The sequence below is a fragment of the Buttiauxella brennerae ATCC 51605 genome (assembly GCF_001654925.1).
GTDB lineage: Bacteria > Pseudomonadota > Gammaproteobacteria > Enterobacterales > Enterobacteriaceae > Buttiauxella > Buttiauxella brennerae.
This window is the reverse complement of the sequence record NZ_LXER01000029.1, coordinates 42368-66791: the sequence shown is the minus strand read 5'-3', so window position 1 is coordinate 66791 and position 24424 is coordinate 42368. Positions and strand designations below refer to the sequence as shown.

Below are 24424 nucleotides of genomic sequence, written 5' to 3'. Positions count from 1 at the left end.
TGGCGGCATGATGCTGCCTGTGAAAATGTGAGGAGAACTTGTGGGGAAAGCCAAACAAGCCGTGGGGCAATTGCTGGTGGCAATTGTTGGCCTTGCGGCAATAACTCATGCAGTTCGTGCGGATTCGCTCGACGAGCAACGCAGCCGATACGCACAAATCAAACAAGCGTGGGATAGCAAGCAAATGGATGTGGTGCAGCAAATAATGCCCACGTTGCAGGATTACCCGCTTTATCCCTATCTTGAATATCGTCAGATAACAGACGACCTAATGAATGAGCCAACGCTCGTCGTCAGCCGTTTTGTTGAAGCAAACCCGACACTCCCTCCGGCCCGTTCACTGAAGTCACGCTTTGTGAATGAACTGGCTCGCCGCGAAGACTGGCGCGGGCTGTTGGCGTTTAGCCCTGAACAGCCGGGCACCATCGAGTCCAAATGTAATTACTACTACGCGAAATGGAACACCGGCCAGACGGATGCCGCATGGGCGGGAGCCAAAGAATTATGGCTGACCGGGAAAAATTTGCCGTCGAGCTGTGACCGTTTATTCTCGGCGTGGCGCACCTCAGGGACTCAAGATCCGCTAGCTTATCTGGAGCGTATTCGCCTGGCGATGAAAGAGGGCAACACTTCTCTGGTGACCAATCTTGCCAGCCAGATGCCTGCGGAATATCAGACTATTTCCAGCGCGTTAATCACCCTGCAAAACAATCCAAATTCGGTGCTGACGTTTGCCCAAACGGTTGGCGCAACAGACTTTACGCGCCAGGCTGCCGCCGTGGCGTTTACGCGTGTGGCGCGGGATGACGTAGAAAACGCGCGCATGATGATCCCTTCACTTGTGCAAGCGCAGCAACTCAACGATTCGCAGGCGCAGGAACTCAGAGATACCGTCGCCTGGCGCTTGATGGGTAACGATGTCACCGCTGAACAGGCTGCGTGGCGTGATGACGCCATTATGCGTTCGGAATCAACCAGCTTAGTTGAGCGCCGTGTGCGCATGGCGTTGGGAACGGGCGATCGCACTGGCCTGAATACCTGGCTTGCGCGTTTGCCGATGGAAGCCAAAGAGAAAGATGAATGGCGTTACTGGCAGGCTGACCTGTTACTGGAACGTGGCCGTGATGCGGAAGCAAAAGAGATCCTGCATGCTTTGATGCAGCAACGCGGGTTTTACCCAATGGTGGCGGCCCAGCGTTTAGGGGAAGACTACCCGTTGCGTGTCGATAAAGCGGTGGCGGTAAATCCGGCGCTGGTGCAAGGGCCAGAAATGGCACGTGTTCGCGAGCTGATGTACTGGAACATGGATAACACTGCGCGCAGCGAATGGGCGAATTTAATCACCAGCCGCAGCAAGCCTGAGCAGGAAGGGTTAGCGCGTTACGCGTTTGATCAAAACTGGTGGGATCTTAGCGTGCAGGCTACGATCGCTGGAAAACTTTGGGATCATCTGGAAGAACGTTTCCCGCTGGCTTACAAAGAGACATTCTCTCGCTATGTCAGCGGGAAAGATATCTCGCAAAGTTATGCCATGGCGATTGCGCGCCAGGAAAGTGCCTGGAACCCGAAAGTGCGCTCACCTGTTGGCGCCAGCGGCCTGATGCAGGTGATGCCAGCGACGGCTGCACATACTGTCAAAGTGTTCAACATTCCAGGTTACAGCAGCCCCTCTCAGCTACTCGACCCGGAAACCAATATCAATATTGGCACCACGTATTTGCAGTCGGTCTATCAGCAATTTGAGAACAACAGGATCTTCTCATCAGCCGCCTATAACGCAGGGCCTGGCCGAGTCAGAACCTGGCTTGGCAACAGTGCCGGGCGGATAGATGCGGTGGCATTTGTCGAGAGTATTCCCTTCTCAGAAACGCGTGGATATGTGAAAAACGTGCTGGCTTATGATGCGTATTACCAGTATTTCATGGGTAAATCCGCACCGTTGCTGACAGATACTGAGTGGCAACGCCGTTATTGATTTTGGGGTGTCCATGTTATGCTATCGTACTAGTCAATTAGTATGATGTAGGGTGGCATAACATGACTCAGCACTCTCAATACTCGGCAGAACATGCTGAGCAAAGTAACCAAGAATGGCTCCGCTTTGTGGAGTTGCTACAGCAATCGTTCGATAAGCAGCTACATATGCCGTTGCTGATGTTATTACTGACACCAGACGAACGCACAGCTCTCGGGACGCGAGTCAGGATTGTGGAAGAGTTATTGCGTGGCGAAATGAGCCAGCGCGAGCTTAAAAATGAACTGGGTGCGGGGATTGCGACGATTACGCGTGGTTCAAATAGCCTGAAATCTGCTCCGCCAGCGTTGCGTGCATGGCTGGAGCAGGAATTATTAAGCGGTAAAAATTAACGATAAACTTCGTTATGGAAAGGGCTTAGCGCCAGAATCACCGCCTGGTGGTAGACACTACTACGAGTAAGCTTCCCGGCGGTAAATACCCCAATGGCCCCCTCTTTACGCCCAATTTTATCGATCCCGGTATAGTCCGACATCACTGGCCCTAAAGCCTCTCCAGAGCGTACTTTTTCAAGAATGATTGCAGGAAGCGGCAGCGTGGCTGAGCGGGCTTCACCACGGTTATTTTGGTTCTCAATCACAACCCAGCTAAAAGTACTGTCATCATCAATTCCTGCTTCAACTGCAACCCAAAAATCAGCTTCCGGACGAACCTGGCGGGCATTCATGATTCTGCATCGTGCGCCAGTTCGCGTTTCATGGTTTCCAAATGGCTGTTCAGGCACACCACTATCGACGGCGACGGGTTCAATATGGCAGCATCCCTCACCATAGATATCGTCGAATGCCTGGTGAATTGCCTGAATTTTGGCTGGATTAGTTGTAGCGCAGACGACATGGTACATAATCAGTGAAACTCTCAAGAAATTGTTGCCGCAGTATAACGGAAAAAACGCATGTTACAGGTATACCTTGTTCGCCACGGCGAAACGCAGTGGAATGCGCAGCGCCGCATTCAGGGCCAGTCAGACAGTGCGCTGACTGAAAAAGGAGAACGTCAGGCCGAGCAGGTGGCTGAGCGTGTCAAAACGTTAGGCATCACGCATGTTATTGCCAGTGATTTAGGGCGTACGCGTCGTACCGCCGAAATCATCGCGCAGGCATGTGGTGTGGATATTACGCTGGATGCGCGTTTACGTGAGCTGGATATGGGGGTGTTAGAGCGCCGCAATCTGGACACGCTAAACGAAGAAGAAGAGGGCTGGCGTCGTCAACTGGTGAACGGCACAGCCGATGGCCGCATCCCGGAAGGCGAAAGCATGTCAGAGATGAGCGAGCGGATGCACGCGGCTTTAAATGCTTGCCTGGATTTGCCTGCGGGTAGTCGCCCGTTGCTGGTGAGCCACGGTATGGCGTTAGGCTGCCTGGTGAGTACGATTCTGGGATTACCGGCCTGGGCTGAACGTCGCTTACGTTTAAGAAACTGTTCGATTTCCCGTGTTGATCACCAGCAAAGCCCGTGGTTGGCCCCAGGCTGGGTGGTTGAAACGGCAGGGGATATCTCACATTTAGACGCCCCTGCGTTGGATGAACTTCAGCGTTAGTTAACGACGTATACCCTTCATCCTTCAAGCTGTAGGGGTGTTGGCTGCACTCACTTACCCCAGTCACTTACTCAAGTAAGCTCCTGGGGATAAGTTCCCTTGCCGCCTGGCTACAACTCGAATGCTGAAGGGTATTGTATAGAGCGTTAACGACGTACCGGAATCAGATATTCACATCTGATCTGCATTGGTCGGTCCTGAACACGCGCTTCTTCTTGCGGGAAGAAGCGTTCAATATCCTGGCCTTTGCGGCGAGTCAGGTTCAGCGACGGCATGCAAGTGCCGTAAATGGTCAGGATAAATTCCTGCAGACCAGTGCCTGGGCCTTCGTAGTCGAACTGAACGTAATCACCACCTTCCAGCCTGACCGGATGAGAGTCCGGCAAGAATCCATTCGCCATTTCTGGCGTCAGTGCCGTGGTATAGAAGACTTCTTGCTCGTCGTCTTTCTCTATACTTGGGCGTGGCTCATGTAACCCGTACAACACACGCGGTAGCGTAGGCGAGTTCCCGAGGAACTGCGTCCAGAACTGGATACGCATTTCATTACGGAAGTCAGAAATTTGCTCAAGCGTACAGCTGTAACTTTGTGTCACACCCACCAGATGAGTTTCTGGCAACGTGACAAACTGTGCCTGCGGAAGAGTAAACTCATCTAAACGCAGCGGCGGACGCATACCGAATGCGCTCCAGTCAGGAGAACGGCGATACAGTGCGGGTGTTTGAGCAAACTGTTTTTTGAATGCGCGGGTAAATGTCTGTTGCGAATCAAAACGATATTGCAGCGCAATATCAAGAATTGGCCTTGCAGTTAAACGCAGTGCCACAGCAGATTTTGATAAACGGCGTGCACGAATGTATGCGCCAATGGCATGCCCCGTCACCTCTTTAAACATCCGTTGTAGATGCCACTTGGAATAACCTGCTTTCGCCGCCACATTATCGAGTGACAGAGGTTGATCCAAATGACTTTCTAGCCAGGTTAATAGATCGCGAATGATCCCTGCCTGATCCATATAATATCCTCATCCTGACACGGTGAGTGCCGTTAATGTGGGCGATGATAGCATTTTTTGTTGTTTTGACATTCAGAGTTTTTTTTAACAAGTTGTGCCTAAACTAGTTACTCATTCTGACAATTTTATTAATAACGTGATATTTAACGACTTTTTGGGCGAAAAAGTTAATAGTCTCCACAAGTAATCTTAACCAATGGTAACAATATGAAATATAAAGTTTTAGTTGCGCTGAGTTCATTGATGTTGATTTCATTGGGTGTTCGGGCAGAGCAAATCGGCTCGGTTGATACGGTTTTCAAAATGTTCGGCCCTGATCATAAAATCGTCGTTGAAGCATTCGATGACCCGGACGTGAAGAACGTCACTTGTTATATCAGCCGTGCAAAAACCGGTGGTATTAAAGGTGGGCTTGGTCTGGCAGAAGATACCTCCGACGCCGCGATTTCTTGCCAGCAAGTTGGGCCGGTTGAGTTAAGCGAGAAAATAAAAGCAGGCAAAACTCAGGGGGATGTTGTCTTCCAGAAACGCACATCATTAGTCTTCAAGAAGCTGCAAGTGGTGCGTTTTTATGATGCTAAACGCAACACGCTGGCGTATTTGGCATACTCCGACAAGGTGGTTGATGGTTCACCGAAAAATGCGCTGAGTGCGGTGCCGATTATGCCGTGGAAGTAACAGGGAATATGCGATGAACCAGGCCACTATCTGGTTAGTTGAAGACGAAACCAGCATTGCCGATACGTTGATTTATACGTTACAGCAAGAGGGGTTTAGCGTGCGAGCCTTCGAACGCGGCTTGCCCGTGCTGGAGGCTGCACGTTCTGAGCGTCCGGATCTGGCTATTCTGGATATTGGCCTGCCAGATATTAATGGCTTCGAGTTATGCCGCCGCCTGCTGTCTGACTACCCGGAGCTACCGTTGTTATTTCTTACGGCGCGTAGCGAAGAGGTCGACAGGCTGATTGGCCTGGAAATGGGTGCTGATGATTACATCGCTAAACCGTTTTCCCCACGTGAGGTGTGTGCGCGGGTTCGCACCGTGTTGCGTCGCCTGCAAAAACAACGCCAGAGTTTAGCCGCAAACACCCAGCGGATTGGGCTTTTTGAGTTCAATGAAATGGCCGCGCAGATCTCCTGGTGCCAGCAACCCTTGCTGCTTACGCGTTACGAGTACCTGTTACTGAAGACTTTTTTACAATGGCCTGGCCGGGTGTTCTCCCGTCAACAGTTGATGGATCTGGTGTGGAGTACCGCCGAAGAGAGTTTTGATCGCACGGTCGATACACACATTAAAACGCTGCGTGCCAAACTGCGAGCGATCAACCCCGATCTTTCACCGATCAATACGCACCGTGGCTTAGGTTATAGCCTTGGAGTGAATTAATGCGCATCGGGATGCGCCTGCTGCTGGGCTATTTTTTGATTGTGGCAATTGCGGCCTGGTTTGTGCTGTCGATTTTTTTACAGGAAGTGAAACCTGGCGTTCGACGCGCAACGGAGGGCACGCTAATTGATACCGCCACACTGCTTGCCGAATTTGCCCGAGCCGACATGCTGGCGGGAAATACGCAGCATGGCCAGCTCGCGCAAGCCTTTTCCCGTCTTAGTCAGCACACCTTCAAGGCCAATATCAGCGGCATTACCAAATCCAAAAATGAATACCGCGTCTATCTGACAGATGTAAAAGGCATCGTTTTGTTTGATTCCAGTGGAAATGCGACTGGTGAGGATTACTCGCGCTGGAACGATGTCTGGCTGACGTTGCAGGGGAAGTATGGTGCTCGCAGCACGCCGATAAACGCCAACAACCCTGAAAGCACCGTGATGTATGTCGCTGCACCCGTGCGTGATGGGCAAAATATCATTGGTGTGTTGAGTGTTGGCAAGCCAAACAGTGCAATGGACCCGGTGATACGCCGCAGTGAGCGACGCATTCTGTGGGCTGGGGTGGCATTACTTGGCATCGCATTGTTGATTGGTTTGGGATTTGTGCTATGGATTAACCGGGCTATCGGGAAGCTGGTGCGTTACGCAGATTCAGTCACGACGCAGCACCCATTACCACTGCCTGAACCTGGCAGCAGTGAATTGCGTAAGCTGGCTTCAGCACTTGAAAGTATGCGCCTGAAACTCGAAGGCAAGGCATATATTGAACAGTACGTTCACGCTTTGACCCATGAGTTGAAAAGCCCGATGGCGGCAGTGCGTGGTGCGGCAGAAATTCTGCGCGAAGGGCCTCCGCCGGAAGTTGTCGAGAAATTCTCAGCCAATATTCTTCAGCAAAACCTGCGCATGCAACAGCTCGTCGACAATTTATTACGCCAGGCTAAATTAGAAAGCCGTGCTGAAATTACGCCCAAGGCAGTCAGTTTGCCGGCGCTATTTTCGGCGCTCTACGATAGCCGCGAAGTTGTCGCCGCTGGCAAACAAATAACCTTAAGAGTCGATGAACGTTTAGATGTAGACACCGTGGTTGAAGGTGATGCCGCCTTACTGGAACAAGCGGTTGGGAACTTGCTGGATAACGCACTCGACTTTACCCCGCCGGGTGGTGAGATTGTGTTGGGCGTTGAGCACTACGGCGGGCAGAGTGTTATCACTGTTTCGGATACCGGAAGTGGCATCCCGGATTACGCGCAAGACCGTGTGTTCGAGCGTTTTTACTCTTTGCCGCGCAGTAATGGCCAGAAAAGCAGTGGCTTAGGCCTGGCGTTTGTTCAGGAAGTGGCACGCCTCCATCGCGGCAGCATCACTCTTGAAAACCGCCCGGAAGGCGGCACGCAGGCACGGCTGGCGTTAGCGGGTAAATAATTGCGGCACTTCACTCTCCCTTCACACAACTTCATTTAGCCCCCACACAACCACTCTATCCTCTCAAAATCAAAAATGGAGGGGATTATGTTTAAATCTGCGTTGTTCTGGAAAGTGATGACTTTATTGGGATGTATGGTTGTGCTGTTGATTCCGTTAAATATGCTCAGTTCGTTAATTAACGAACGCAGTAGCTACCGGGATGATGTTGAACAATCTCTGCGTCAGAGCACCAGCGGGCCGCAAACCCTGACTGGCCCGCTGATTGCCATTCCCGTAACGGAGCTGACGACCGTAATAGAAGACAAAAAAGAGGTTAAAAAAGAGCGCCGGTTTATCCGCTATTACCTGCCAGAAAATTTAAATATTGTGGGAAAGCAAACCGTTGAACCACGCCGCATTGGTATTTATGAAGGGCAAATCTGGCGCACTGCCATTACGCTTGATGCTACGTTTAATCGCCAGCAACTCGAAAACGACACGGACCAAAACACTCAGTTTGGGGAACCGTATATCGTGCTGGCAGTAGGGGATTCTCGCGGTATCGGTAAAGTGGGTGAGCTTGCGATCAACGGTAAGTCATATCCGATTGAACCTGGCAGTCATCTGCCTGGAATCGAGCAGGGGCTACATGCCATTCTCCCTGTTGAACGGCTTAAGGATGAGAAACTAACCCTGCGTTTTAACCTGGATTTGATGGGGACTAAACAGCTCGCCGTTGTGCCGATTGGGCGTAATAGCCAGTTCAGCCTGACCAGTAACTGGCCACACCCTAATTTTATTGGCGATTTCCTGCCGCAACAGCGCACGGTGAACGAAAGCGGGTTTAGCGCCAACTGGCAAAGTACCTGGTTTGCCAACAATCTGAATACCCATTTCTATGATGGTCAGTTAATTGATGTTGACCATTTACCTGCTTTTAGCGTCACTGTAGCGAACCCTGTCGACCAGTATCAATTGACAGACCGTGCCGTAAAGTATGCCATCTTGCTGATTGGGTTAACCTTTATGAGCTTCTTCCTGCTGGAGACGCTGACCGGTTTACGTGTTCATCCGATGCAGTACTTACTGGTGGGCCTGTCACTGGTGATGTTCTATCTGGTTCTATTGGCGGTGTCGGAACACACCGGCTTTAACGCGGCGTGGCTGCTGGCAAGTCTGGTCTGCGCAGGGATTAACGGTTTTTATCTCAAAGCGGTACTGAAAAGCGGGAAAGCGAGTGTGATGTTCACGATGGGGCTATTGGTGCTCGATGCGGTGCTCTGGCTGCTTCTTCAGTCCGAAGATAGCGCTTTGCTGTTAGGTACTGGGGTGCTGTTTGTATCGCTGTCCGCCATTATGCTGCTGACGCGCAATATTGACTGGTATGGCATGGGCAGAAAAGCCCAGACAGCCGCCGCAGGTGATACGCGGAACGATTCAGAAAGGTTTCGGTTATGGAAGTAGTCGGTTAGCCGGGGAAAAAGAAAAGGGCGGATAAAAATCCGCCCTTTAACAATCATGTTTGATTACAGGTTATTCCTGTAAATCGCCGCAGAAGCGATAACCTTCGCCGTGGATCGTAGCGATGATTTCAGGTGTATCAGGGGTCGATTCGAAGTGCTTACGAATACGACGAATTGTGACGTCAACAGTACGATCGTGTGGCTTCAGCTCACGGCCTGTCATTTTCTTCAGCAATTCAGCGCGGGACTGAATTTTCCCTGGGTTTTCACAGAAGTGCAGCATGGCGCGGAATTCGCTACGCGGCAACTTGTACTGCTCACCATTTGGGCTGACCAATGAGCGGCTGTTGATATCCAGTTCCCAGCCATTGAATTTGTAGCTTTCAACGGAACGACGTTCTTCGCTGATTGCACCCAGATTCATGGTACGAGACAATAGGTTACGCGCACGGATGGTTAATTCACGTGGGTTGAATGGCTTAGTGATGTAATCATCTGCGCCGATTTCAAGGCCAAGGATTTTATCCACTTCGTTGTCGCGACCTGTCAGGAACATCAGTGCCACATTGGCTTGCTCGCGTAGCTCACGTGCCAGCAGCAGGCCATTTTTACCCGGCAGGTTGATATCCATAATGACCAGGTTAATGTCATTATCAGAAAGGATTTGATGCATTTCAGCGCCATCAGTCGCTTCAAAAACATCATAACCTTCAGCTTCAAAAATGCTCTTTAACGTGTTGCGTGTTACTAATTCGTCTTCGACGATAAGAATGTGCGGGGTCTGCATGTTTGCTACCTAAAATTGCCAACTAAATCAAAACAGGAAGTACAAAAGTCCCTGACCTGCCTAATACATGCCATAAATTAACATGTCTGGCGTAACATGACTAAAGTACGTAATTGCGTTCTTGATGCACTTTCCATCAACGTCAACAACATCATTAGCTTGGTCGTGGGTACTTTTCCCTCTGGACCCGACGGTGTCAAAAACGATTGTTATCCTAACCATTTTAACAGCAACATAACAGGCAGGACCGCTTTAGACATCTGATAAAACTACGCTTCGTTGACATATATCAAATTCAATTGTAGCACGTTAACAGTTTGATGAAATCATCGCAGCGTTTTGCAATCTTCCGTCACATTTTTTTAATAATCAATATAGTTACGGCAATTGATTAGTAAAGAACGTAAATCTGATTGCTGATGATGCTTTTTGTCTGTTTTTATCTATTAAAACAATAGATTATATGAATGTATCGCTTCGTTGCTAGCTGGTCAAACCACCAATATGTATTCAGGGTGCTTATGATTCGCATTTCATACATTCTATAGGTAAATGTTACCTTAATGTAAATTTTTGATGCGTATTATCATTTGGATCTTGTGAATATCCGATATTGGACACTTTTTCGAAAGAGAGTTTTAATGCGTTTTATAATTATTTTGGTCGCACCGGCCAGAGCTGAAAATGTAGGTGCTGCAGCCCGTGCCATGAAGACCATGGGGTTTACGGAATTACGCGTTGTTGACAGCGAAGCCGACCGCCAACCTGAAGCTCGCTGGGTGGCACATGGTTCCGGTGACGTGCTGGATAATGCGCAGCATTTCAATACGCTGGCGCAAGCCTTACATGACGTCGATTTTACTATTGCGACAACCGCCCGTAGCCGCGCGAAATTCCATTACTACGCCACTCCGCAGCAACTGGTTCCCCTGCTGGAAGAAAAACGTAGCTGGGTCGGCACCGCAGCGCTGGTATTTGGCCGTGAAGATTCCGGGCTGACCAATGAAGAGCTGGAACTGGCAGACGTTTTAACCGGCGTGCCAATGGTTGCTGATTACCCATCGTTGAATCTTGGCCAGGCGGTAATGGTTTATAGCTACCAACTCTCCGCGCTTATGCAGCTTCCTGCGCCGGAACATGATGTGGTGGATGCTAAACAGTTAAATGCACTGCGTTCTCGCATCACAACCTTGCTTGAACGTGTTGAGGCGAAAGGCGACCAAAAAATGGTCGACTGGTTACAACAGCGTCTTGGCCTGTTAGCTCAGCGCGATACGGCAATGTTGCATCGTCTGCTTCATGATATTGAAAAAAAACTGCCAGATAATAATGCTAATAACCGCGTTAAAGGCAGTGAGGATGGGGTGTGATTCCCCCATTTTTTCAGCGTAATGATCGTGGTTTTTGATGGTTAATCAGTGTTCAGAAGCTGTGTCACTAACAGTGGTAAAATTAAAAATAAATTGACTTAAACCCTCGGATACTTTAGTCAATATAGGTAAATCATATTACGAGCACACAACATCCATGATTCGTATCAGCCCGATGACCACAATTATTACAACCACCATTACCACAGGTAACGGTGCGGGCTGACGCATACCAGGAAAAACGAAAAAAGCCCGCACCTAAACAGTGCGGGCTTTTTTTTGGACTAAAAACTCAAGGGTAATAACAAATGCGAGTGTTGAAATTCGGTGGTACTTCAGTGGCAAATGCAGAGCGTTTTCTGCGTGTTGCCGATATCCTGGAAAGCAATGCCAAACAGGGGCAGGTCGCCACCGTGCTGTCTGCCCCGGCGAAAATTACCAATCACCTCGTTGCCATGATTGAAAAAACCATTGGCGGCCAGGATGCTGCACCGAATATCAGTGACTCCGAGCGTATTTTTAGCGATCTCCTCAACGGCCTTGCGAAGGCGCAACCTGGTTTCCCGGCGGCACAGCTCAAAACCTTTGTTGAGCAAGAGTTTGCGCAGCTGAAGCACATTCTGCATGGTATCAGCCTGCTGGGGCAATGCCCGGACAGCATCAACGCGGCCATCATCTGCCGGGGTGAAAAGCTCTCTATCGCTATCATGGCTGAACTGTTGAAAGCTCGCGGCCACAACGTCACCGTGATTAATCCGGTCGAGAAGCTGCTTGCTGTTGGGCATTACCTTGAGTCCACCGTTGATATTACTGAGTCCACTCGCCGTATCGCCGCCAGCCGCATTCCGGCTGACCATATGATCCTGATGGCAGGCTTTACTGCCGGTAACGAAAAGGGTGAGTTGGTCGTTCTGGGCCGCAATGGTTCTGACTATTCCGCTGCCGTGCTGGCTGCCTGTTTACGTGCAGACTGTTGCGAAATCTGGACTGATGTTGATGGGGTTTATACTTGCGACCCGCGCCAGGTACCCGACGCCAGGCTGCTGAAATCAATGTCGTATCAGGAGGCCATGGAGCTTTCTTACTTCGGTGCTAAAGTCCTTCATCCTCGTACCATTACCCCTATCGCACAGTTCCAAATCCCTTGCCTGATTAAAAACACCGGTAACCCGCAAGCGCCAGGCACCTTAATTGGCGCGGAAAGCGATGAAGACGGCTTGCCGGTTAAGGGCATTACTAACCTGAATAACATGGCGATGTTTAACGTGTCCGGTCCTGGCATGAAAGGCATGGTTGGCATGGCAGCTCGCGTGTTCGCCGCGATGTCTCGCGCGGGCATTTCTGTGGTGCTGATTACTCAGTCATCGTCTGAATACAGCATCAGCTTCTGCGTGCCGCAGGGTGACTGTGCCCGTGCTCGCCGTGCGATGGAAGATGAGTTTTACCTTGAGCTGAAAGAGGGTTTGCTTGAGCCGATGGCTATCATGGAGCACCTGGCAATCATCTCCGTAGTGGGTGATGGCATGCGTACTCTGCGTGGCATTTCCGCCAAGTTCTTTGCCGCCCTTGCGCGCGCCAACATCAACATTGTGGCGATTGCACAGGGCTCTTCAGAGCGTTCCATTTCGGTTGTTGTCAGCAACGATGATGCCACCACAGGTGTGCGCGTCACGCACCAGATGCTGTTTAATACCGACCAGGTTATCGAAGTGTTCCTGATTGGTGTGGGTGGCGTGGGTGCAGCACTGGTTGAACAGGTTAAGCGCCAGCAGGCGTGGCTGAAGCAGAAGCATATTGACCTGCGCGTGTGCGGCATTGCGAACTCGAAAGCGCTACTGACCAATATTCACGGCCTGAATCTGGATAACTGGCAGGAAGAGCTGGCTCAGGCAAAAGAGCCGTTCAACCTTGGCCGCCTGATTCGTCTGGTAAAAGAGTATCACTTGCTCAACCCCGTCATTGTTGACTGTACCTCCAGCCAGGCGGTTGCTGACCAGTATGCAGATTTCCTTGGTGAAGGTTTCCACGTGGTGACGCCGAATAAAAAGGCGAACACTTCCACCATGAATTACTACCATCAGATGCGTAATGCGGCGGCAAAATCCCGCCGTAAGTTCCTTTATGACACCAACGTCGGTGCGGGTTTGCCGGTTATCGAAAACCTGCAAAACCTGCTGAATGCGGGTGACGAGTTACAGCGTTTCTCTGGCGTGCTTTCCGGCTCCCTGTCATTTATTTTTGGCAAACTGGACGAAGGCATGAGCCTTTCAGAAGCCACCAACGTTGCCCGTGAAATGGGGTATACCGAACCCGATCCGCGCGATGATCTTTCAGGTATGGATGTGGCGCGTAAGCTGTTAATTCTGGCGCGTGAAACCGGCAGTAATTTTGAGCTTTCGGATATCATCATTGAGCCAGTATTACCGGAATCGTTTGATTCTACAGGTGATGTCGAGTCGTTTATGGCGCGCTTGCCGCAACTCGATGATGAGTTTTCCGCGCGTGTGGCAAAAGCCCGCGACGAAGGCAAAGTGCTGCGCTATGTTGGCGTCATCGAGGCTGACGGTAGCTGTAAAGTTAAAATTGATGCCGTGGATGGCAACGACCCATTGTATAAAGTTAAAAATGGTGAAAACGCGCTGGCGTTTTATAGCCATTACTATCAGCCGTTACCCCTCGTCCTGCGTGGTTACGGAGCAGGAAATGATGTTACTGCTGCCGGTGTTTTCGCCGACTTATTGCGCACTTTGTCATGGAAGTTAGGAGTTTAAGATGGTTAAAGTATACGCCCCGGCTTCCAGTGCCAATATGAGCGTCGGGTTTGATGTGCTGGGCGCGGCAGTTTCGCCGATTGATGGCTCGCTGCTCGGGGATTATGTGACTGTTGAAGCGGCAGACACCTTTAGTTTGAATAACATCGGCCGCTTTGCCAGTAAGTTGCCAGACGAACCACGTGAAAATATCGTGTATCAGTGCTGGGAACGCTTCTGCCAGGAAATCGGCAAAAACATTCCGGTGAAGATGACACTGGAAAAAAGCATGCCGATTGGTTCCGGTCTGGGTTCCAGCGCGTGTTCCGTGGTCGCAGGTTTAATGGCGATGAACGAATACTGCGGCAAGCCGTTGAGCGACAACCGTTTGTTGAGCCTGATGGGCGAGCTGGAAGGGCGCATTTCGGGCAGCGTTCATTATGACAACGTCGCACCGTGTTTCCTTGGCGGCATGCAGTTGATGATTGAAGAAAATGGCATCATCAGCCAGTCTGTTCCGGGTTTTGATGAGTGGTTGTGGGTGCTGGCGTATCCGGGGATTAAAGTCTCTACCGCTGAAGCTCGCGCAATCTTGCCTGCGCAGTACCGCCGCCAGGATTGCATCAGCCACGGTCGTCATCTGGCGGGCTTTATTCACGCATGTCATACCCGCCAGCCACAGCTTGCGGCAAAACTAATGCGTGATGTGATTGCCGAGCCGTACCGCGCTAAATTGCTGCCGCGCTTTAACGAAGCACGCCAGGCCGCAGCGGATATTGGTGCTCTGGCGAGTGGTATTTCGGGTTCCGGCCCAACTCTCTTTGCGCTGTGCGATAACACTGATACCGCACAACGCGTGGCTGACTGGCTCAGCCAACACTATTTGCAGAACCAGGAAGGTTTTGTACATATTTGCCGTCTGGATACGGCGGGCGCACGAGTTTTGGGATAACGCATGAAACTGTATAACCTTAAAGATCATAACGAGCAGGTCACTTTTGCCCAGGCGATTGTGCAGGGGTTGGGTAAGCAGCAGGGGCTGTTTTTCCCACATGATTTGCCGGAATTCGAACTGACTGAAGTCGACGAAATGTTGAAGATGGACTTTGTCACCCGCAGCAGCAAAATTCTGTCTGCTTTTATCGGTGATGAGATCCCGCAAGAAGTGCTGGAAGCGCGTGTTCGCGCAGCGTTTGCCTTCCCGGCTCCGGTGAAAAGTGTTGAGCCGGACATCGGCTGCCTTGAGCTGTTCCATGGCCCGACGCTGGCATTTAAAGATTTCGGCGGCCGTTTTATGGCGCAGATGCTCACCCATATCAGCGGCGACAAGCCTGTCACTATCCTGACCGCCACTTCCGGTGACACCGGTGCTGCGGTAGCGCATGCGTTTTATGGTTTGAAAAATGTGCGCGTGGTGATTTTGTACCCGCGTGGCAAAATCAGCCCGCTGCAGGAAAAACTGTTCTGCACGCTCGGCGGTAACATTGAAACTGTCGCCATTGACGGTGATTTTGATGCCTGCCAGGCGCTGGTGAAACAAGCGTTTGATGATGAAGAGCTGAAAGTGGCGCTGGGGTTAAACTCTGCCAACTCCATCAACATCAGCCGTTTGCTGGCGCAGATTTGCTATTACTTTGAAGCGGTTGCTCAACTGCCTCAGGAAGCGCGTAACCAGTTAGTGGTTTCCGTACCAAGCGGTAACTTCGGGGATTTGACGGCGGGGCTGCTGGCGAAATCACTCGGTCTGCCTATCAAACGCTTTATTGCGGCGACCAATGCCAACGACACCGTTCCACGCTTCTTAGCTAACGGTCAGTGGACCCCGAAAACCACCGTGGCTACGCTTTCTAATGCCATGGATGTGAGCCAGCCGAACAACTGGCCGCGCGTGGAAGAGTTGTTCCGCCGTAAGACCTGGCGTTTGACCGACCTGGGTTATGCGACCGTGACTGACGAAACCACCAAAGCCACCATGCAAGAGCTGAAAGCAGTGGGTTATGTTTCTGAGCCGCATGCTGCCATTGCTTACCGTGCGCTGCGTGACCAGCTTCAGCCGGGCGAATACGGCCTGTTCCTGGGAACAGCGCATCCAGCTAAGTTTAAAGAGAGCGTGGAAGAGATTCTGGGCGAAACTCTGCCGCTGCCTGCAGAACTTGCCGAGCGTGCTGATTTACCGCTGCTTTCCCATAATCTGCCAGCCGATTTTGCCGCGCTGCGCGAATTGATGATGAACAAAGCGTAAGTTTTTCGGATTGCTGACAACGATAGTTGCATAGGTTTGTCGGCTGTCGCCGTGCTAATCCGACCGACGAAACCATAAAGTAATGCCGTTCGCTTAATCGCGAGCGGCATTTTTTTCGTCGGATATTTACTGTAGCTGACAGCCGGGTTCCACGCTTTGGCTAACCACGCGTGTGAACGTCGACAGTGGGCAGTATCCTTCAGCCGTCTGGTCGTTACAGCCAGGAATTTTTAGCTGAACGCTTCCTGCAGGTTGATTAAGGCTAAGTGGTGTTTGGGATCGCAACTGCTCGAGAGTCTGATATACCATGCTCACGCTAACGTATTGTTTCCCTGACTTATCGGCCAGGCGCTCAAAGACTAAAGCTCCGCCCGGAGGGGTATTATCGGGTTGCCCTGGTAGCGTCCAGCGCATGTTGAGCATGCCTGCGATATTGGCAATATTGGTATCGTGCCCGGCAATAAACAGGATCTTATTGTCAGGTGAGATATCAGGCAGTTTGCTTACGTCGGCTTTCGGCTCCAGCGCGTGGCTGATGGTCTGCAATAACGGCGTTCCGTTATGTGTGGCGATGTAAGGTGTGCGCGCCATCAAATCAAACTGGGCGTTATGCAGCTTCAGTAGCGACGCCCACTCTTGCTTCGAATGAATATTCCCCCACGCCGCTTGCGGCATCCCTTGCGCATATTCCAGCAGGAAAATTTCAGCAAGCGTAGACGAAAGGCCAATGGCCCCGTCGAGAGCGACTTTGTTGCCATTATCTTTTATCGACAGCTTGCTCGGCATGGATTGCGCTAAATCACAGCTTTTATCGGCGCTGTGTTTCTGGCACCAGGCAGACGTCGAAAAGTTGAGGGCCGTGTTCATCAAGGCCAGAGAGGGAATATAGTGCTGGTTCAGATTCTCAATGGGCGTTTGAGCTTCTTTTTCAACGGCCTGCTGGATTTGAGTTTTATCCATTGAACAGGTTCCCGCTTTCACCGGATGGAACAGCGGATCGGCTTTTTCAAGATTCTGCTGGTGGTGAATAGTTAAACCACATTGCGGAGCAAGCCCTGCCAGGAAAGCTTCGCCTGTTTTAAGCGTGCGCTGATCAACGTCTGCCCAGACATAAATTGAGTTTGGTGTAGGGCAACTGCCCTGCGATAAAATGCCCTGTTGTTGAAACTTCTCGCGATAAAACCCGCCCATCAGGCTAATCAGATGCTCACCGCGTGGCGTGATATAACCCAGTTTTACTGGCCATTCGGGCCAGGTATTAGGCGTTACGTCGCGCATGGTCTGTGTCATTTTGGTGGGTGCTCGCACACCGTGGCGGCTGAGGATAACCACTTTTTCAACCTGGTAGCCTGAAGCGGGAGTGTCATTGGCATATGCCGTAGAGCCTAATGAAAATATGGCGCTCAGTGCTACGAACAGACCAGGGTGAAGCGTCAGTTTTTTGTGGTTAAACGCAGAGATCGTCATTTACAGCCTCTTTGCTTTGGGGGGAGTCTGATGAATATACTCCAGAAGCAAAGCGGTAACGTCGAGTTCGTCTCGTTGTTGTTTTGTCTGTGAAAAAAATCCACGCAGGTGCGTGGATCTTCAAAGGGCTTGCGGGAACATTTTTAGATCCCGCGTTTAGCCATCATTGCTGCAAGGTCGACCAGGCGGTTAGAGAAGCCCCATTCGTTATCGTACCAGGCCAGTATCTTGACCAGATTACCGCCAATCACCAGCGTCGAAAGCCCGTCGATGATAGAAGAACGTGGATCACCCTGATAATCACTCGATACCAGCGGTTCATCGCTGTAGCCCAAAATACCTTTTAGCGGGCCGTTTGTTGCTGCTTCCAGGAATGCTGCATTCACCTGCGCTACGGTGACCGGGCGTTTTAAGGTTACCGTTAAATCAACGATAGAAACGACGGGTACAGGTACTCGCAATGAGTAACCGGTCAGGCGTCCGTCCAGTTCAGGAATGACTTTGCCTAACGCTTTTGCCGCGCCGCTGGAGTAAGGAACAATGGAGAGGGCGGCAGCTCGCGCACCACGCAGGTCTTTTTCCGGCTGATCGTGCAACGCCTGGCTGTTGGTGTAAGCATGAGTCGTGTTCATCAAACCGTGTTCAATACCAAACTGCTGATGCAAAACCTGTGCGGCAGGTGCAAGGCCGTTAGTGGTACAGCTGCCATTGCTCACGACATAATGGCGTTCCGGATCGTACTGCTGGTGGTTAACGCCCATCACTATCGTCAGGTCGTCATCTTTACCAGGTGCCGAGATGATGACGCGTTTTGCTCCGCCGCTATTGATGTGTACTGCGGCCTGCTCGCGACTGGTAAAGAAACCCGTGGCCTCAATAACAATATCGACGCCCACATCACGCCACGGGATATTGGCCGGATCTCTTTCGCTAAACACGCGAACAAGTTTGCCGTCCACCTGCAAATGCCCGTCAGCCGCTTCAACCGGAACAGGCAATCTTCCCATCAGTGAATCGTGTTTCAACAAGTGAGCAAGGGTTTTGCTGTCTGTCAGATCGTTGATTGCTACAATTTCTACGTCTGCATTGCCCAGCGTGGCGCGTAATACGTTACGACCAATTCTGCCGAAACCATTAATACCGACCTTAACCATGATTGACTCCTTCTTTGAAATGTCTGGAATCACTGTAGGCTTCAGGCAAAGTGGCGTAAATGACAAAAAAGGATCAATTCACGCCATTTTTCGGCAATGAAAACGCTCACGGTATTCGCCCGGTGTGAGGTGTAGTTGACGCTCGAAGGCGCGGCGCAAAGTGATGGTATTGCCGAAGCCCACTTTACTCGCAATCTGCTCGAGCGTTTCCCGCGTTTGCTCAAGGCAATGTCGGGCAGCAGCAAGGCGGGCTTCTTCAACATAGCGCGCGGGTGTGATGCCCGTTTCTTTGCTGAAAACACGCGTGAAGTTACGAGGACTCATCGCGACCCGGTCAGCCAGTTTCTCAACCGACAAATCGGCGGATAGGTTTTCAAGAAGCCAGTTTTGCAGTTGACCTATCGGACCGGAGATGTCGCTTTGCTGGAGGTGGTATCGACTGAATTGCATCTGCCCGCCGGGACGACGCAGATACATCACCAGATCCTGCGCCACGTCGCGAGCAAGCGTAAAGCCATAATCTTCTTCGACCAGTGCGAGGGTCAGATCAAAACCTGAGCTTACGCCGCCGGAAGTCCAGATAGGGCCATCCTGAAGATAGAGCGGACCACTTTCGACTTTGACGTGCGGGTAAGTGGATTGCATTTTTTCGAGTAGATGCCAGTGGGTTGTCGCACGACGGCCGTTAAGTAACCCAGCCTGCGCCAACAACATTGCCCCGCCGCAAATGGAAACAATGCGCTGAGCGTGAGGTGCGGCAAGCTTTAACCAATCGACCACCGCGGTACCTTCTAACTCATCTGATCCTCTTCCCGTGATCATAATGGTATCCCGGGGTTCATAAGGATCAAGTTCGTGCAGGCGATGGTCGGCCAGCAAGTTCAGCCCGGATTGACCGTGGATCACCTGATGAGGCTGAGTGGTCGCAAGTCTTATCTGGTAGCGAGGTTGAGACAAGCCTTCCGCCTGTAAGCGGTTGGCTTGCATCAGTATGTCGGCAATCCCGGCAGCTTCGAACAGTACTCCGCCATCCGGAACAATAATCAGAAAGGTTTTCATGTCCTGAAAAGTACGCTTTTAACAAAATAAGTCAAGGTGGGTGTGTGTCTGAATCATGGAGGAAATATGCAGGAAAGAAGGAGGGAAAATGTAGGAATTCCCATAAAATGCGGGCGATGAGAGATTAGGATTGCAGAGAATAACAAGGCGGTATTGTTCGGCATATGCTGGCTTCAGTAACCCATAACGGGCACGAATGCAGTAAGGAGTAACTTATGTTGAAATCAATTATTCTGGCCTTGTCGATTCTGGTCGTGGCTCCGCTGGCTGCACAGGCTTCAGAAATTACGCTGATTCCGGCAGTGAAGCTGCAAATTGGCGATCAGGATAGCCGTGGTAACTATTGGGATGGCGGTAACTGGCGTGACCATGGCTGGTGGAACGATCACTATGAGTGGCGTGATAACAGATGGCATCCGCATGATCATGACGATCGCCATCATGATGATCACCATGACAACGATCACCATGATAAAGACCATCACGACAACGGCAATCACTACGGGCAATACAAACATCACTAAACAAAACGCCAGCATTGCGCTGGCGTTTTGTTTTACTGCTCGTGGCGTTTAAACACTAATTCATTCTTACTCGACGTTGTTTCATCGAAGAAATAGCCATCGGTGTTAAAGCCCGTGAGTTGCTCAGATTTAGTCAGGCGGTTTTCAATGATGTAGCGGCTCATCAGGCCACGCGCTTTCTTGGCATAGAAGCTAATGACTTTAAATTTGCCGTTCTTCTCATCAAGGAACACCGGCTTAATAATCTCGGCATTAAGTTTTTTAGGTTTGACCGATTTGTAGTATTCGTCGGAGGCCAGGTTAATAACGATATTATCCCCTTGTGCCGCCAGCGCCTGGTTCAGTTTCTCGGTGATGGTGTCACCCCAGAAATGATACAGATCTTTGCCTTTCGGGTTCTCAAGCTTAATACCCATTTCCAGACGATACGGTTGCATCAGATCTAGCGGGCGTAACACGCCATACAGCCCGGAAAGCATCCGCAAATGCTGCTGTGCGAACTCGAAATCCGCGTCGCTAAACTCTTCAGCTTGCAACCCTGTATACACATCGCCTTTAAACGCCAGAATTGCCTGGCGCGCATTTTGTGGCGTGAAGTCAGGCTGCCATTCGTGAAAACGGGTTTCGTTCAGGGACGCCAGTTTGTCGCTGATGTGCATAAGTGAACCAATTTGCGGGGCGCTTAGCTTGCGCGCCACCGCAATGAGCTGCTGTGAATAATCCAGCAGCTCAGGTTGGGTATAACGATCGGTAGGGAGATCGCTTTGATAATCCAGTGTTTTTGCAGGTGAAATTAGAATTAGCATATCTGTTCCTTGCCGATTAATGCCCACTACTTTAGCAAATTTACTGAAAGTATCTGCCAATGGTTGCGATTAGCGTTTGGTTTCAGGCGGCTTTGGGTTGTCCCAAATGCCGGGTGCCAGCTGCCCTTTAAGCTCAGGGAAACGGTTCGGATCGAAAACCGGTGTCACACCGAGCCGCAACTGGCGCAGGTAATCTGCACTTAAATCGTGGGCAATCGGCGATAAAAGCAATATCGCGGTAAGGTTGGTGACTGCCATAAACGCCATCGCGACATCGGCCATCTGCCAGACCAGCGGCAACGGTGACAGCGTACCAAACATCACCATCACCAGTGCCAGGCAACGGAATAAAACCAGGGCGAATGGGCTTTTTTGTTGCAGGAACAACAAGTTATTTTCTGCATACGCATAATTGGCGACGATGGATGTGAAGGCAAACAACAACACAATCAACGCAATGAACCCGGTTCCCCATCCGCCAACGACGCTGCTAAGTGCTTGTTGTACGAGGGTGATACCATTCATTTCCGGGTGTGGCGTATCCAGAATCCCTGAGAACAGAATAATCCCGGCAGTGGCTGAGCATATGATAATCGTATCGATAAACACGCCAAACATTTGCACCAGCCCTTGTGATGCCGGGTGCGGTGGCCAAGTGGCGGCTGCCGCTGCAGCGTTGGGTGAAGAGCCCATGCCTGCTTCGTTAGAAAACATTCCGCGCTGAAAACCAGTGGTAATGGCCTGGCTGATGGTGAATCCCAGGGCGCCTGATGCCGCTTCTTGCCAGCCAAATGCACTTTTGAACACCAGGGAAACCACTTCGGGTAAACGTTCGATATTCATCGCCATGACGATAAGGCTCATCAGCACCCAAAGAAGCGCCATAATCGGAACTAACCATTGGGCGACGCGCGCGGTGCCACGCATTCCCCCCCAAATAACACCGGCGGTTAAGACCACAAGGCCGATGCCAACCCAGGTTTTAGGGATGTCGAACGCGTTATTCATGGCGTTGGCGATGGAGTTCGCTTGCACCGCGTTGAAGATCAAACCAAAGGCAACCATCAGGAAGAGGGAGAACATCACGCCCATCCAGCGCATTCCAAGGCCGCGTTCCATGTACCAGGCGGGGCCGCCACGATAATTGCCTTCGCTATCGCGAGTTTTATAAAGTTGGGCGAGGGTACATTCGGCGAAAGATGTCGCCATACCCAGCATGGCAACCACCCACATCCAGAAAATAGCCCCTGGGCCGCCGAGGGTCAGGGCGAGAGCGACACCGGAAAGGTTACCGCTGCCTACGCGTGCGGCAAGGCTGGTACAAAGTGCCTGAAATGAGGAAAGTCCGGAAGAATCACCGCTTTTATTCGATAAAACGATACTGCGGATTTGAGTCAGGTAGCGGAATTGCACAAAGCCGCATCGCCAGGTAAACCAAAGACCGGCGCCGACTAATAAATAGATGAGGACTGAACCCCAGAGTATCTCATTGATAAACAGAAAAAAATCTGTCATTAACATCCCTCGTTTGCATGCGTTGCGGGCACAGCCAATGCGCAACTGACGCGCATGCTCCTTTAGATTGCAGGCGAATAATACACAGAATATATCAGTTCCGCGTTCAGTTCTTACCGATGTGTTACTGCGGTTGCACCTGATTTGCGTCGTGATATCATCAAGCCAGACCGGTTACATCCCCCTAACAAGTTACATCTAACGAGAAACACTATCATGACGGATAAATTGACCTCCCTGCGTCAGCTAACCACAGTTGTTGCGGACACCGGGGATATTGCGGCAATGAAGCTGTATCAACCGCAAGATGCCACCACTAACCCATCGCTGATCCTCAATGCTGCGCAGATTCCTGAATACCGCAAACTGATTGATGATGCGATTGCGTGGGCACGTGAGCAGAGCAGCGACCATGCACAACAAGTTGTGGATGCAACTGACAAGCTGGCGGTGAATATTGGTCTGGAAATTCTCAAACTGATCCCAGGTCGTATTTCTACTGAAGTTGATGCGCGTCTGTCTTATGACACCGATGCCAGCATCACTAAAGCAAAACGTCTGATCAAAATGTATAACGATGCGGGCATCAGCAACGACCGTATCCTGATCAAACTGGCTTCTACCTGGCAGGGCATCCGTGCTGCTGAGCAGCTGGAAAAAGATGGCATCAACTGTAACCTGACTCTGCTGTTCTCCTTCGCTCAGGCTCGTGCTTGTGCTGAAGCGGGTGTGTTCCTGATTTCTCCATTCGTAGGCCGTATCCTCGACTGGTACAAAACCAACACTGATAAGAAAGAGTACGCACCGAATGAAGATCCAGGTGTGGTTTCTGTTTCTGAAATCTACCAGTACTACAAAGAACACGGCTATGAAACCGTGGTTATGGGCGCAAGCTTCCGTAACCTGGGCGAAATCATCGAATTGGCTGGCTGTGACCGTCTGACCATCGCACCTGCTCTGCTGAAAGAGCTGGCTGAAAGCGAAGGTACGGTTGAGCGTAAACTGTCTTACACGGGTGAAGTGAAAGCACGCCCAGAGCGTATGACTGAATCCCAGTTCCTGTGGAGCCACAACCAGGATCCAATGGCAGTTGATAAACTGGCTGACGGCATCCGTAAGTTTGCTATCGACCAGGAAAAACTGGAAAAAATGATCGGCGACCTGCTGTAATCATTACGCGTGGCTGGCTCTCTCCGGCCACGCTTTTTAGTGTTTCACCTCTGTCTGCTACTCCCTCCACCGTGTATCATTCCGTTAAGTTTTGACTCTCCAGGAATGATATGAATACCTTACGCATTGGCTTAGTTTCCATCTCTGACCGCGCTTCGAGCGGTGTATACCAAGATAAAGGCATTCCGGCGCTCGTTGACTGGCTGGAGCGCACCATCACAACTCCTTTCCAGATTGAAACGCGCTTAATCCCTGACGAACAACCGCTTATTGAACAGGCGCTGTGTGAGCTGGTGGATGAAATGGCGTGCCATCTGGTGTTAACCACTGGCGGTACAGGCCCGGCGCGTCGTGATGTCACTCCCGATGCAACGCTTGCGATTGCTGACCGTGTGATGCCTGGCTTTGGCGAGCAGATGCGCCAGATAAGCCTGCACTTTGTGCCGACGGCGATTCTTTCGCGCCAGGTGGGGGTGATTCGCAAGCAGGCGTTGATCCTGAATTTGCCAGGTCAGCCGAAGTCAATTCAGGAAACGCTCGAAGGTGTTAAAGATGCGGAAGGTAAGGTAGTTGTGCCAGGTATCTTTGCAAGTGTACCGTATTGTATACAGTTGCTGGATGGGCCGTACGTTGAAACAGATGGCCGTGTAGTAGCAGCTTTTCGCCCGAAGAGTGCAATCCGCGAAATAAACTCCTGAAACAACGTTGTTTGTGACATAAAATGTAG

23 protein-coding genes, 1 pseudogene and 1 other annotated feature are annotated in these 24424 nt (G+C 51.0%); of the genes and pseudogenes, 16 read left to right on the top strand and 8 right to left on the bottom strand.

Annotation, left to right across the window (positions count from 1 at the left end):
* Window positions 1–40 precede the first annotated feature (40 nt).
* Both sltY and trpR read left to right on the top strand, forming a co-directional pair.
* Window positions 41–1975, top strand: coding sequence for a murein transglycosylase (gene sltY, locus M975_RS15880; protein ID WP_064560894.1), 1935 nt, complete (start codon window positions 41–43; stop codon window positions 1973–1975).
* A gap of 62 nt (window positions 1976–2037) precedes the next feature.
* On the top strand, window positions 2038–2367 hold the full coding sequence (gene trpR / locus M975_RS15875; protein ID WP_064560893.1) for a trp operon repressor: 330 nt from the start codon (window positions 2038–2040) through the stop codon (window positions 2365–2367).
* Here the strand turns inward: trpR and yjjX are convergent.
* Window positions 2364–2879 (bottom strand): inosine/xanthosine triphosphatase, encoded by a 516-nt coding sequence (gene yjjX / locus M975_RS15870; RefSeq protein ID WP_064560892.1) that lies wholly within the window; start codon window positions 2877–2879, stop codon window positions 2364–2366. The genes trpR and yjjX overlap by 4 nt on opposite strands.
* Before the next feature lie 51 nt (window positions 2880–2930).
* Between yjjX and gpmB the strand changes: the two genes are divergently transcribed.
* A complete protein-coding gene (gpmB, locus tag M975_RS15865) occupies window positions 2931–3578 on the top strand; it encodes a 2,3-diphosphoglycerate-dependent phosphoglycerate mutase GpmB (protein ID WP_064560891.1) in 648 nt (215 codons plus the stop codon).
* Window positions 3579–3724: 146 nt separating this feature from the next.
* On the opposite strand, the gene robA is transcribed toward gpmB, so the two are convergent.
* On the bottom strand, window positions 3725–4594 hold the full coding sequence (robA, locus tag M975_RS15860) for an MDR efflux pump AcrAB transcriptional activator RobA (RefSeq protein WP_064560890.1): 870 nt from the start codon (window positions 4592–4594) through the stop codon (window positions 3725–3727).
* A gap of 207 nt (window positions 4595–4801) precedes the next feature.
* Between robA and creA the strand changes: the two genes are divergently transcribed.
* The 4 genes from creA to creD all read left to right on the top strand — a co-directional run bounded on the left by creA (window position 4802) and on the right by creD (window position 8854).
* A complete protein-coding gene (creA, locus tag M975_RS15855) occupies window positions 4802–5272 on the top strand; it encodes a protein CreA (protein ID WP_064560889.1) in 471 nt (156 codons plus the stop codon).
* Between the two features lie 13 nt (window positions 5273–5285).
* Entirely contained in the window at window positions 5286–5981 is a 696-nt protein-coding gene (gene creB / locus M975_RS15850; RefSeq protein ID WP_064560888.1) for a two-component system response regulator CreB, read from the top strand.
* A complete protein-coding gene (gene creC, locus M975_RS15845) occupies window positions 5981–7408 on the top strand; it encodes a two-component system sensor histidine kinase CreC (RefSeq protein ID WP_064560887.1) in 1428 nt (475 codons plus the stop codon). Before creB ends, creC begins: the two co-directional genes overlap by 1 nt.
* Before the next feature lie 87 nt (window positions 7409–7495).
* Window positions 7496–8854 (top strand): cell envelope integrity protein CreD, encoded by a 1359-nt coding sequence (gene creD, locus M975_RS15840; RefSeq protein ID WP_064560886.1) that lies wholly within the window; start codon window positions 7496–7498, stop codon window positions 8852–8854.
* Window positions 8855–8923: 69 nt separating this feature from the next.
* Here creD and arcA read toward each other — a convergent pair whose 3' ends face one another.
* On the bottom strand, window positions 8924–9640 hold the full coding sequence (gene arcA, locus M975_RS15835) for a two-component system response regulator ArcA (protein WP_034459438.1): 717 nt from the start codon (window positions 9638–9640) through the stop codon (window positions 8924–8926).
* Window positions 9641–9736: 96 nt separating this feature from the next.
* On the opposite strand from arcA, the pseudogene yjjY reads away from it, so the two are divergent.
* The 6 genes and pseudogenes from yjjY (at window position 9737) to thrC (ending at window position 16002) form a co-directional block, all read left to right on the top strand.
* Window positions 9737–9878, top strand: a pseudogene (gene yjjY / locus M975_RS23015) (YjjY family protein).
* Window positions 9879–10281: 403 nt separating this feature from the next.
* Window positions 10282–11010, top strand: coding sequence for a tRNA/rRNA methyltransferase (locus M975_RS15830; protein WP_064560885.1), 729 nt, complete (start codon window positions 10282–10284; stop codon window positions 11008–11010).
* Window positions 11011–11167: 157 nt separating this feature from the next.
* Window positions 11168–11236, top strand: coding sequence for a thr operon leader peptide (thrL, locus tag M975_RS23010; protein WP_072009468.1), 69 nt, complete (start codon window positions 11168–11170; stop codon window positions 11234–11236).
* Window positions 11175–11292: a sequence feature (Thr leader region), on the top strand. (Overlaps the previous gene by 62 nt.)
* A 26-nt stretch (window positions 11293–11318) precedes the next feature.
* Entirely contained in the window at window positions 11319–13781 is a 2463-nt protein-coding gene (thrA, locus tag M975_RS15825) for a bifunctional aspartate kinase/homoserine dehydrogenase I (protein WP_064560884.1), read from the top strand.
* 1 nt (window position 13782) lies between these two features.
* Entirely contained in the window at window positions 13783–14712 is a 930-nt protein-coding gene (gene thrB, locus M975_RS15820; protein ID WP_064560883.1) for a homoserine kinase, read from the top strand.
* Window positions 14713–14715: 3 nt separating this feature from the next.
* Window positions 14716–16002 (top strand): threonine synthase, encoded by a 1287-nt coding sequence (thrC, locus tag M975_RS15815; protein ID WP_064560882.1) that lies wholly within the window; start codon window positions 14716–14718, stop codon window positions 16000–16002.
* A 126-nt stretch (window positions 16003–16128) separates the two neighbouring features.
* Here the strand turns inward: thrC and M975_RS15810 are convergent, their stop codons facing one another.
* From M975_RS15810 to M975_RS15800, 3 genes are all read right to left on the bottom strand, one after another.
* On the bottom strand, window positions 16129–17469 hold the full coding sequence (locus M975_RS15810; RefSeq protein WP_083967908.1) for an AppA family phytase/histidine-type acid phosphatase: 1341 nt from the start codon (window positions 17467–17469) through the stop codon (window positions 16129–16131).
* A gap of 143 nt (window positions 17470–17612) precedes the next feature.
* A complete protein-coding gene (gene gap / locus M975_RS15805; RefSeq protein ID WP_064560881.1) occupies window positions 17613–18623 on the bottom strand; it encodes a type I glyceraldehyde-3-phosphate dehydrogenase in 1011 nt (336 codons plus the stop codon).
* A gap of 78 nt (window positions 18624–18701) precedes the next feature.
* Entirely contained in the window at window positions 18702–19682 is a 981-nt protein-coding gene (locus tag M975_RS15800; protein WP_064560880.1) for a GlxA family transcriptional regulator, read from the bottom strand.
* A gap of 215 nt (window positions 19683–19897) precedes the next feature.
* Here M975_RS15800 and M975_RS15795 point away from each other — a divergent pair, with 215 nt between their 5' ends.
* Window positions 19898–20206: a DUF2502 domain-containing protein gene (locus tag M975_RS15795; RefSeq protein ID WP_064560879.1), complete on the top strand. Its 309-nt coding sequence runs from the start codon at window positions 19898–19900 to the stop codon at window positions 20204–20206.
* 32 nt (window positions 20207–20238) lie between these two features.
* On the opposite strand, the gene yaaA is transcribed toward M975_RS15795, so the two are convergent.
* Together yaaA and M975_RS15785 are read right to left on the bottom strand one after the other, a co-directional pair.
* Entirely contained in the window at window positions 20239–21012 is a 774-nt protein-coding gene (gene yaaA / locus M975_RS15790; RefSeq protein WP_064560878.1) for a peroxide stress protein YaaA, read from the bottom strand.
* A gap of 69 nt (window positions 21013–21081) precedes the next feature.
* The gene (locus tag M975_RS15785) at window positions 21082–22527 is read right to left on the bottom strand and encodes an alanine/glycine:cation symporter family protein (RefSeq protein WP_064560877.1); all 1446 of its coding nucleotides are present in this window, start codon (window positions 22525–22527) and stop codon (window positions 21082–21084) included.
* Between the two features lie 216 nt (window positions 22528–22743).
* Between M975_RS15785 and tal the strand changes: the two genes are divergently transcribed.
* Both tal and mog read left to right on the top strand, forming a co-directional pair.
* The gene (gene tal, locus M975_RS15780; protein ID WP_064560876.1) at window positions 22744–23697 is read left to right on the top strand and encodes a transaldolase; all 954 of its coding nucleotides are present in this window, start codon (window positions 22744–22746) and stop codon (window positions 23695–23697) included.
* 110 nt (window positions 23698–23807) lie between these two features.
* Complete coding sequence (gene mog, locus M975_RS15775) at window positions 23808–24395, top strand: molybdopterin adenylyltransferase (protein ID WP_064560875.1); 588 nt, start codon at window positions 23808–23810, stop codon at window positions 24393–24395.
* Window positions 24396–24424 lie beyond the last annotated feature (29 nt).

Bases quoted from the DNA above. Each gene is read 5' to 3' on its own strand.
- M975_RS15800 (WP_064560880.1), bottom strand. From the start codon at position 19,682: ATGAAAACCTTTCTGATTATTGTTCCGGATGGCGGAGTACTGTTCGAA.
- creC (WP_064560887.1), top strand. From the start codon at position 5,981: ATGCGCATCGGGATGCGCCTGCTGCTGGGCTATTTTTTGATTGTGGCA.
- trpR (WP_064560893.1), top strand. From the start codon at position 2,038: ATGACTCAGCACTCTCAATACTCGGCAGAACATGCTGAGCAAAGTAAC.
- gpmB (WP_064560891.1), top strand. From the start codon at position 2,931: ATGTTACAGGTATACCTTGTTCGCCACGGCGAAACGCAGTGGAATGCG.
- M975_RS15785 (WP_064560877.1), bottom strand. From the start codon at position 22,527: ATGACAGATTTTTTTCTGTTTATCAATGAGATACTCTGGGGTTCAGTC.
- M975_RS15830 (WP_064560885.1), top strand. From the start codon at position 10,282: ATGCGTTTTATAATTATTTTGGTCGCACCGGCCAGAGCTGAAAATGTA.
- mog (WP_064560875.1), top strand. From the start codon at position 23,808: ATGAATACCTTACGCATTGGCTTAGTTTCCATCTCTGACCGCGCTTCG.
- yjjX (WP_064560892.1), bottom strand. From the start codon at position 2,879: ATGTACCATGTCGTCTGCGCTACAACTAATCCAGCCAAAATTCAGGCA.
- creD (WP_064560886.1), top strand. From the start codon at position 7,496: ATGTTTAAATCTGCGTTGTTCTGGAAAGTGATGACTTTATTGGGATGT.
- tal (WP_064560876.1), top strand. From the start codon at position 22,744: ATGACGGATAAATTGACCTCCCTGCGTCAGCTAACCACAGTTGTTGCG.
- creA (WP_064560889.1), top strand. From the start codon at position 4,802: ATGAAATATAAAGTTTTAGTTGCGCTGAGTTCATTGATGTTGATTTCA.
- creB (WP_064560888.1), top strand. From the start codon at position 5,286: ATGAACCAGGCCACTATCTGGTTAGTTGAAGACGAAACCAGCATTGCC.
- gap (WP_064560881.1), bottom strand. From the start codon at position 18,623: ATGGTTAAGGTCGGTATTAATGGTTTCGGCAGAATTGGTCGTAACGTA.
- M975_RS15795 (WP_064560879.1), top strand. From the start codon at position 19,898: ATGTTGAAATCAATTATTCTGGCCTTGTCGATTCTGGTCGTGGCTCCG.
- thrB (WP_064560883.1), top strand. From the start codon at position 13,783: ATGGTTAAAGTATACGCCCCGGCTTCCAGTGCCAATATGAGCGTCGGG.
- thrC (WP_064560882.1), top strand. From the start codon at position 14,716: ATGAAACTGTATAACCTTAAAGATCATAACGAGCAGGTCACTTTTGCC.
- robA (WP_064560890.1), bottom strand. From the start codon at position 4,594: ATGGATCAGGCAGGGATCATTCGCGATCTATTAACCTGGCTAGAAAGT.
- M975_RS15810 (WP_083967908.1), bottom strand. From the start codon at position 17,469: ATGACGATCTCTGCGTTTAACCACAAAAAACTGACGCTTCACCCTGGT.
- thrA (WP_064560884.1), top strand. From the start codon at position 11,319: ATGCGAGTGTTGAAATTCGGTGGTACTTCAGTGGCAAATGCAGAGCGT.
- arcA (WP_034459438.1), bottom strand. From the start codon at position 9,640: ATGCAGACCCCGCACATTCTTATCGTCGAAGACGAATTAGTAACACGC.
- yaaA (WP_064560878.1), bottom strand. From the start codon at position 21,012: ATGCTAATTCTAATTTCACCTGCAAAAACACTGGATTATCAAAGCGAT.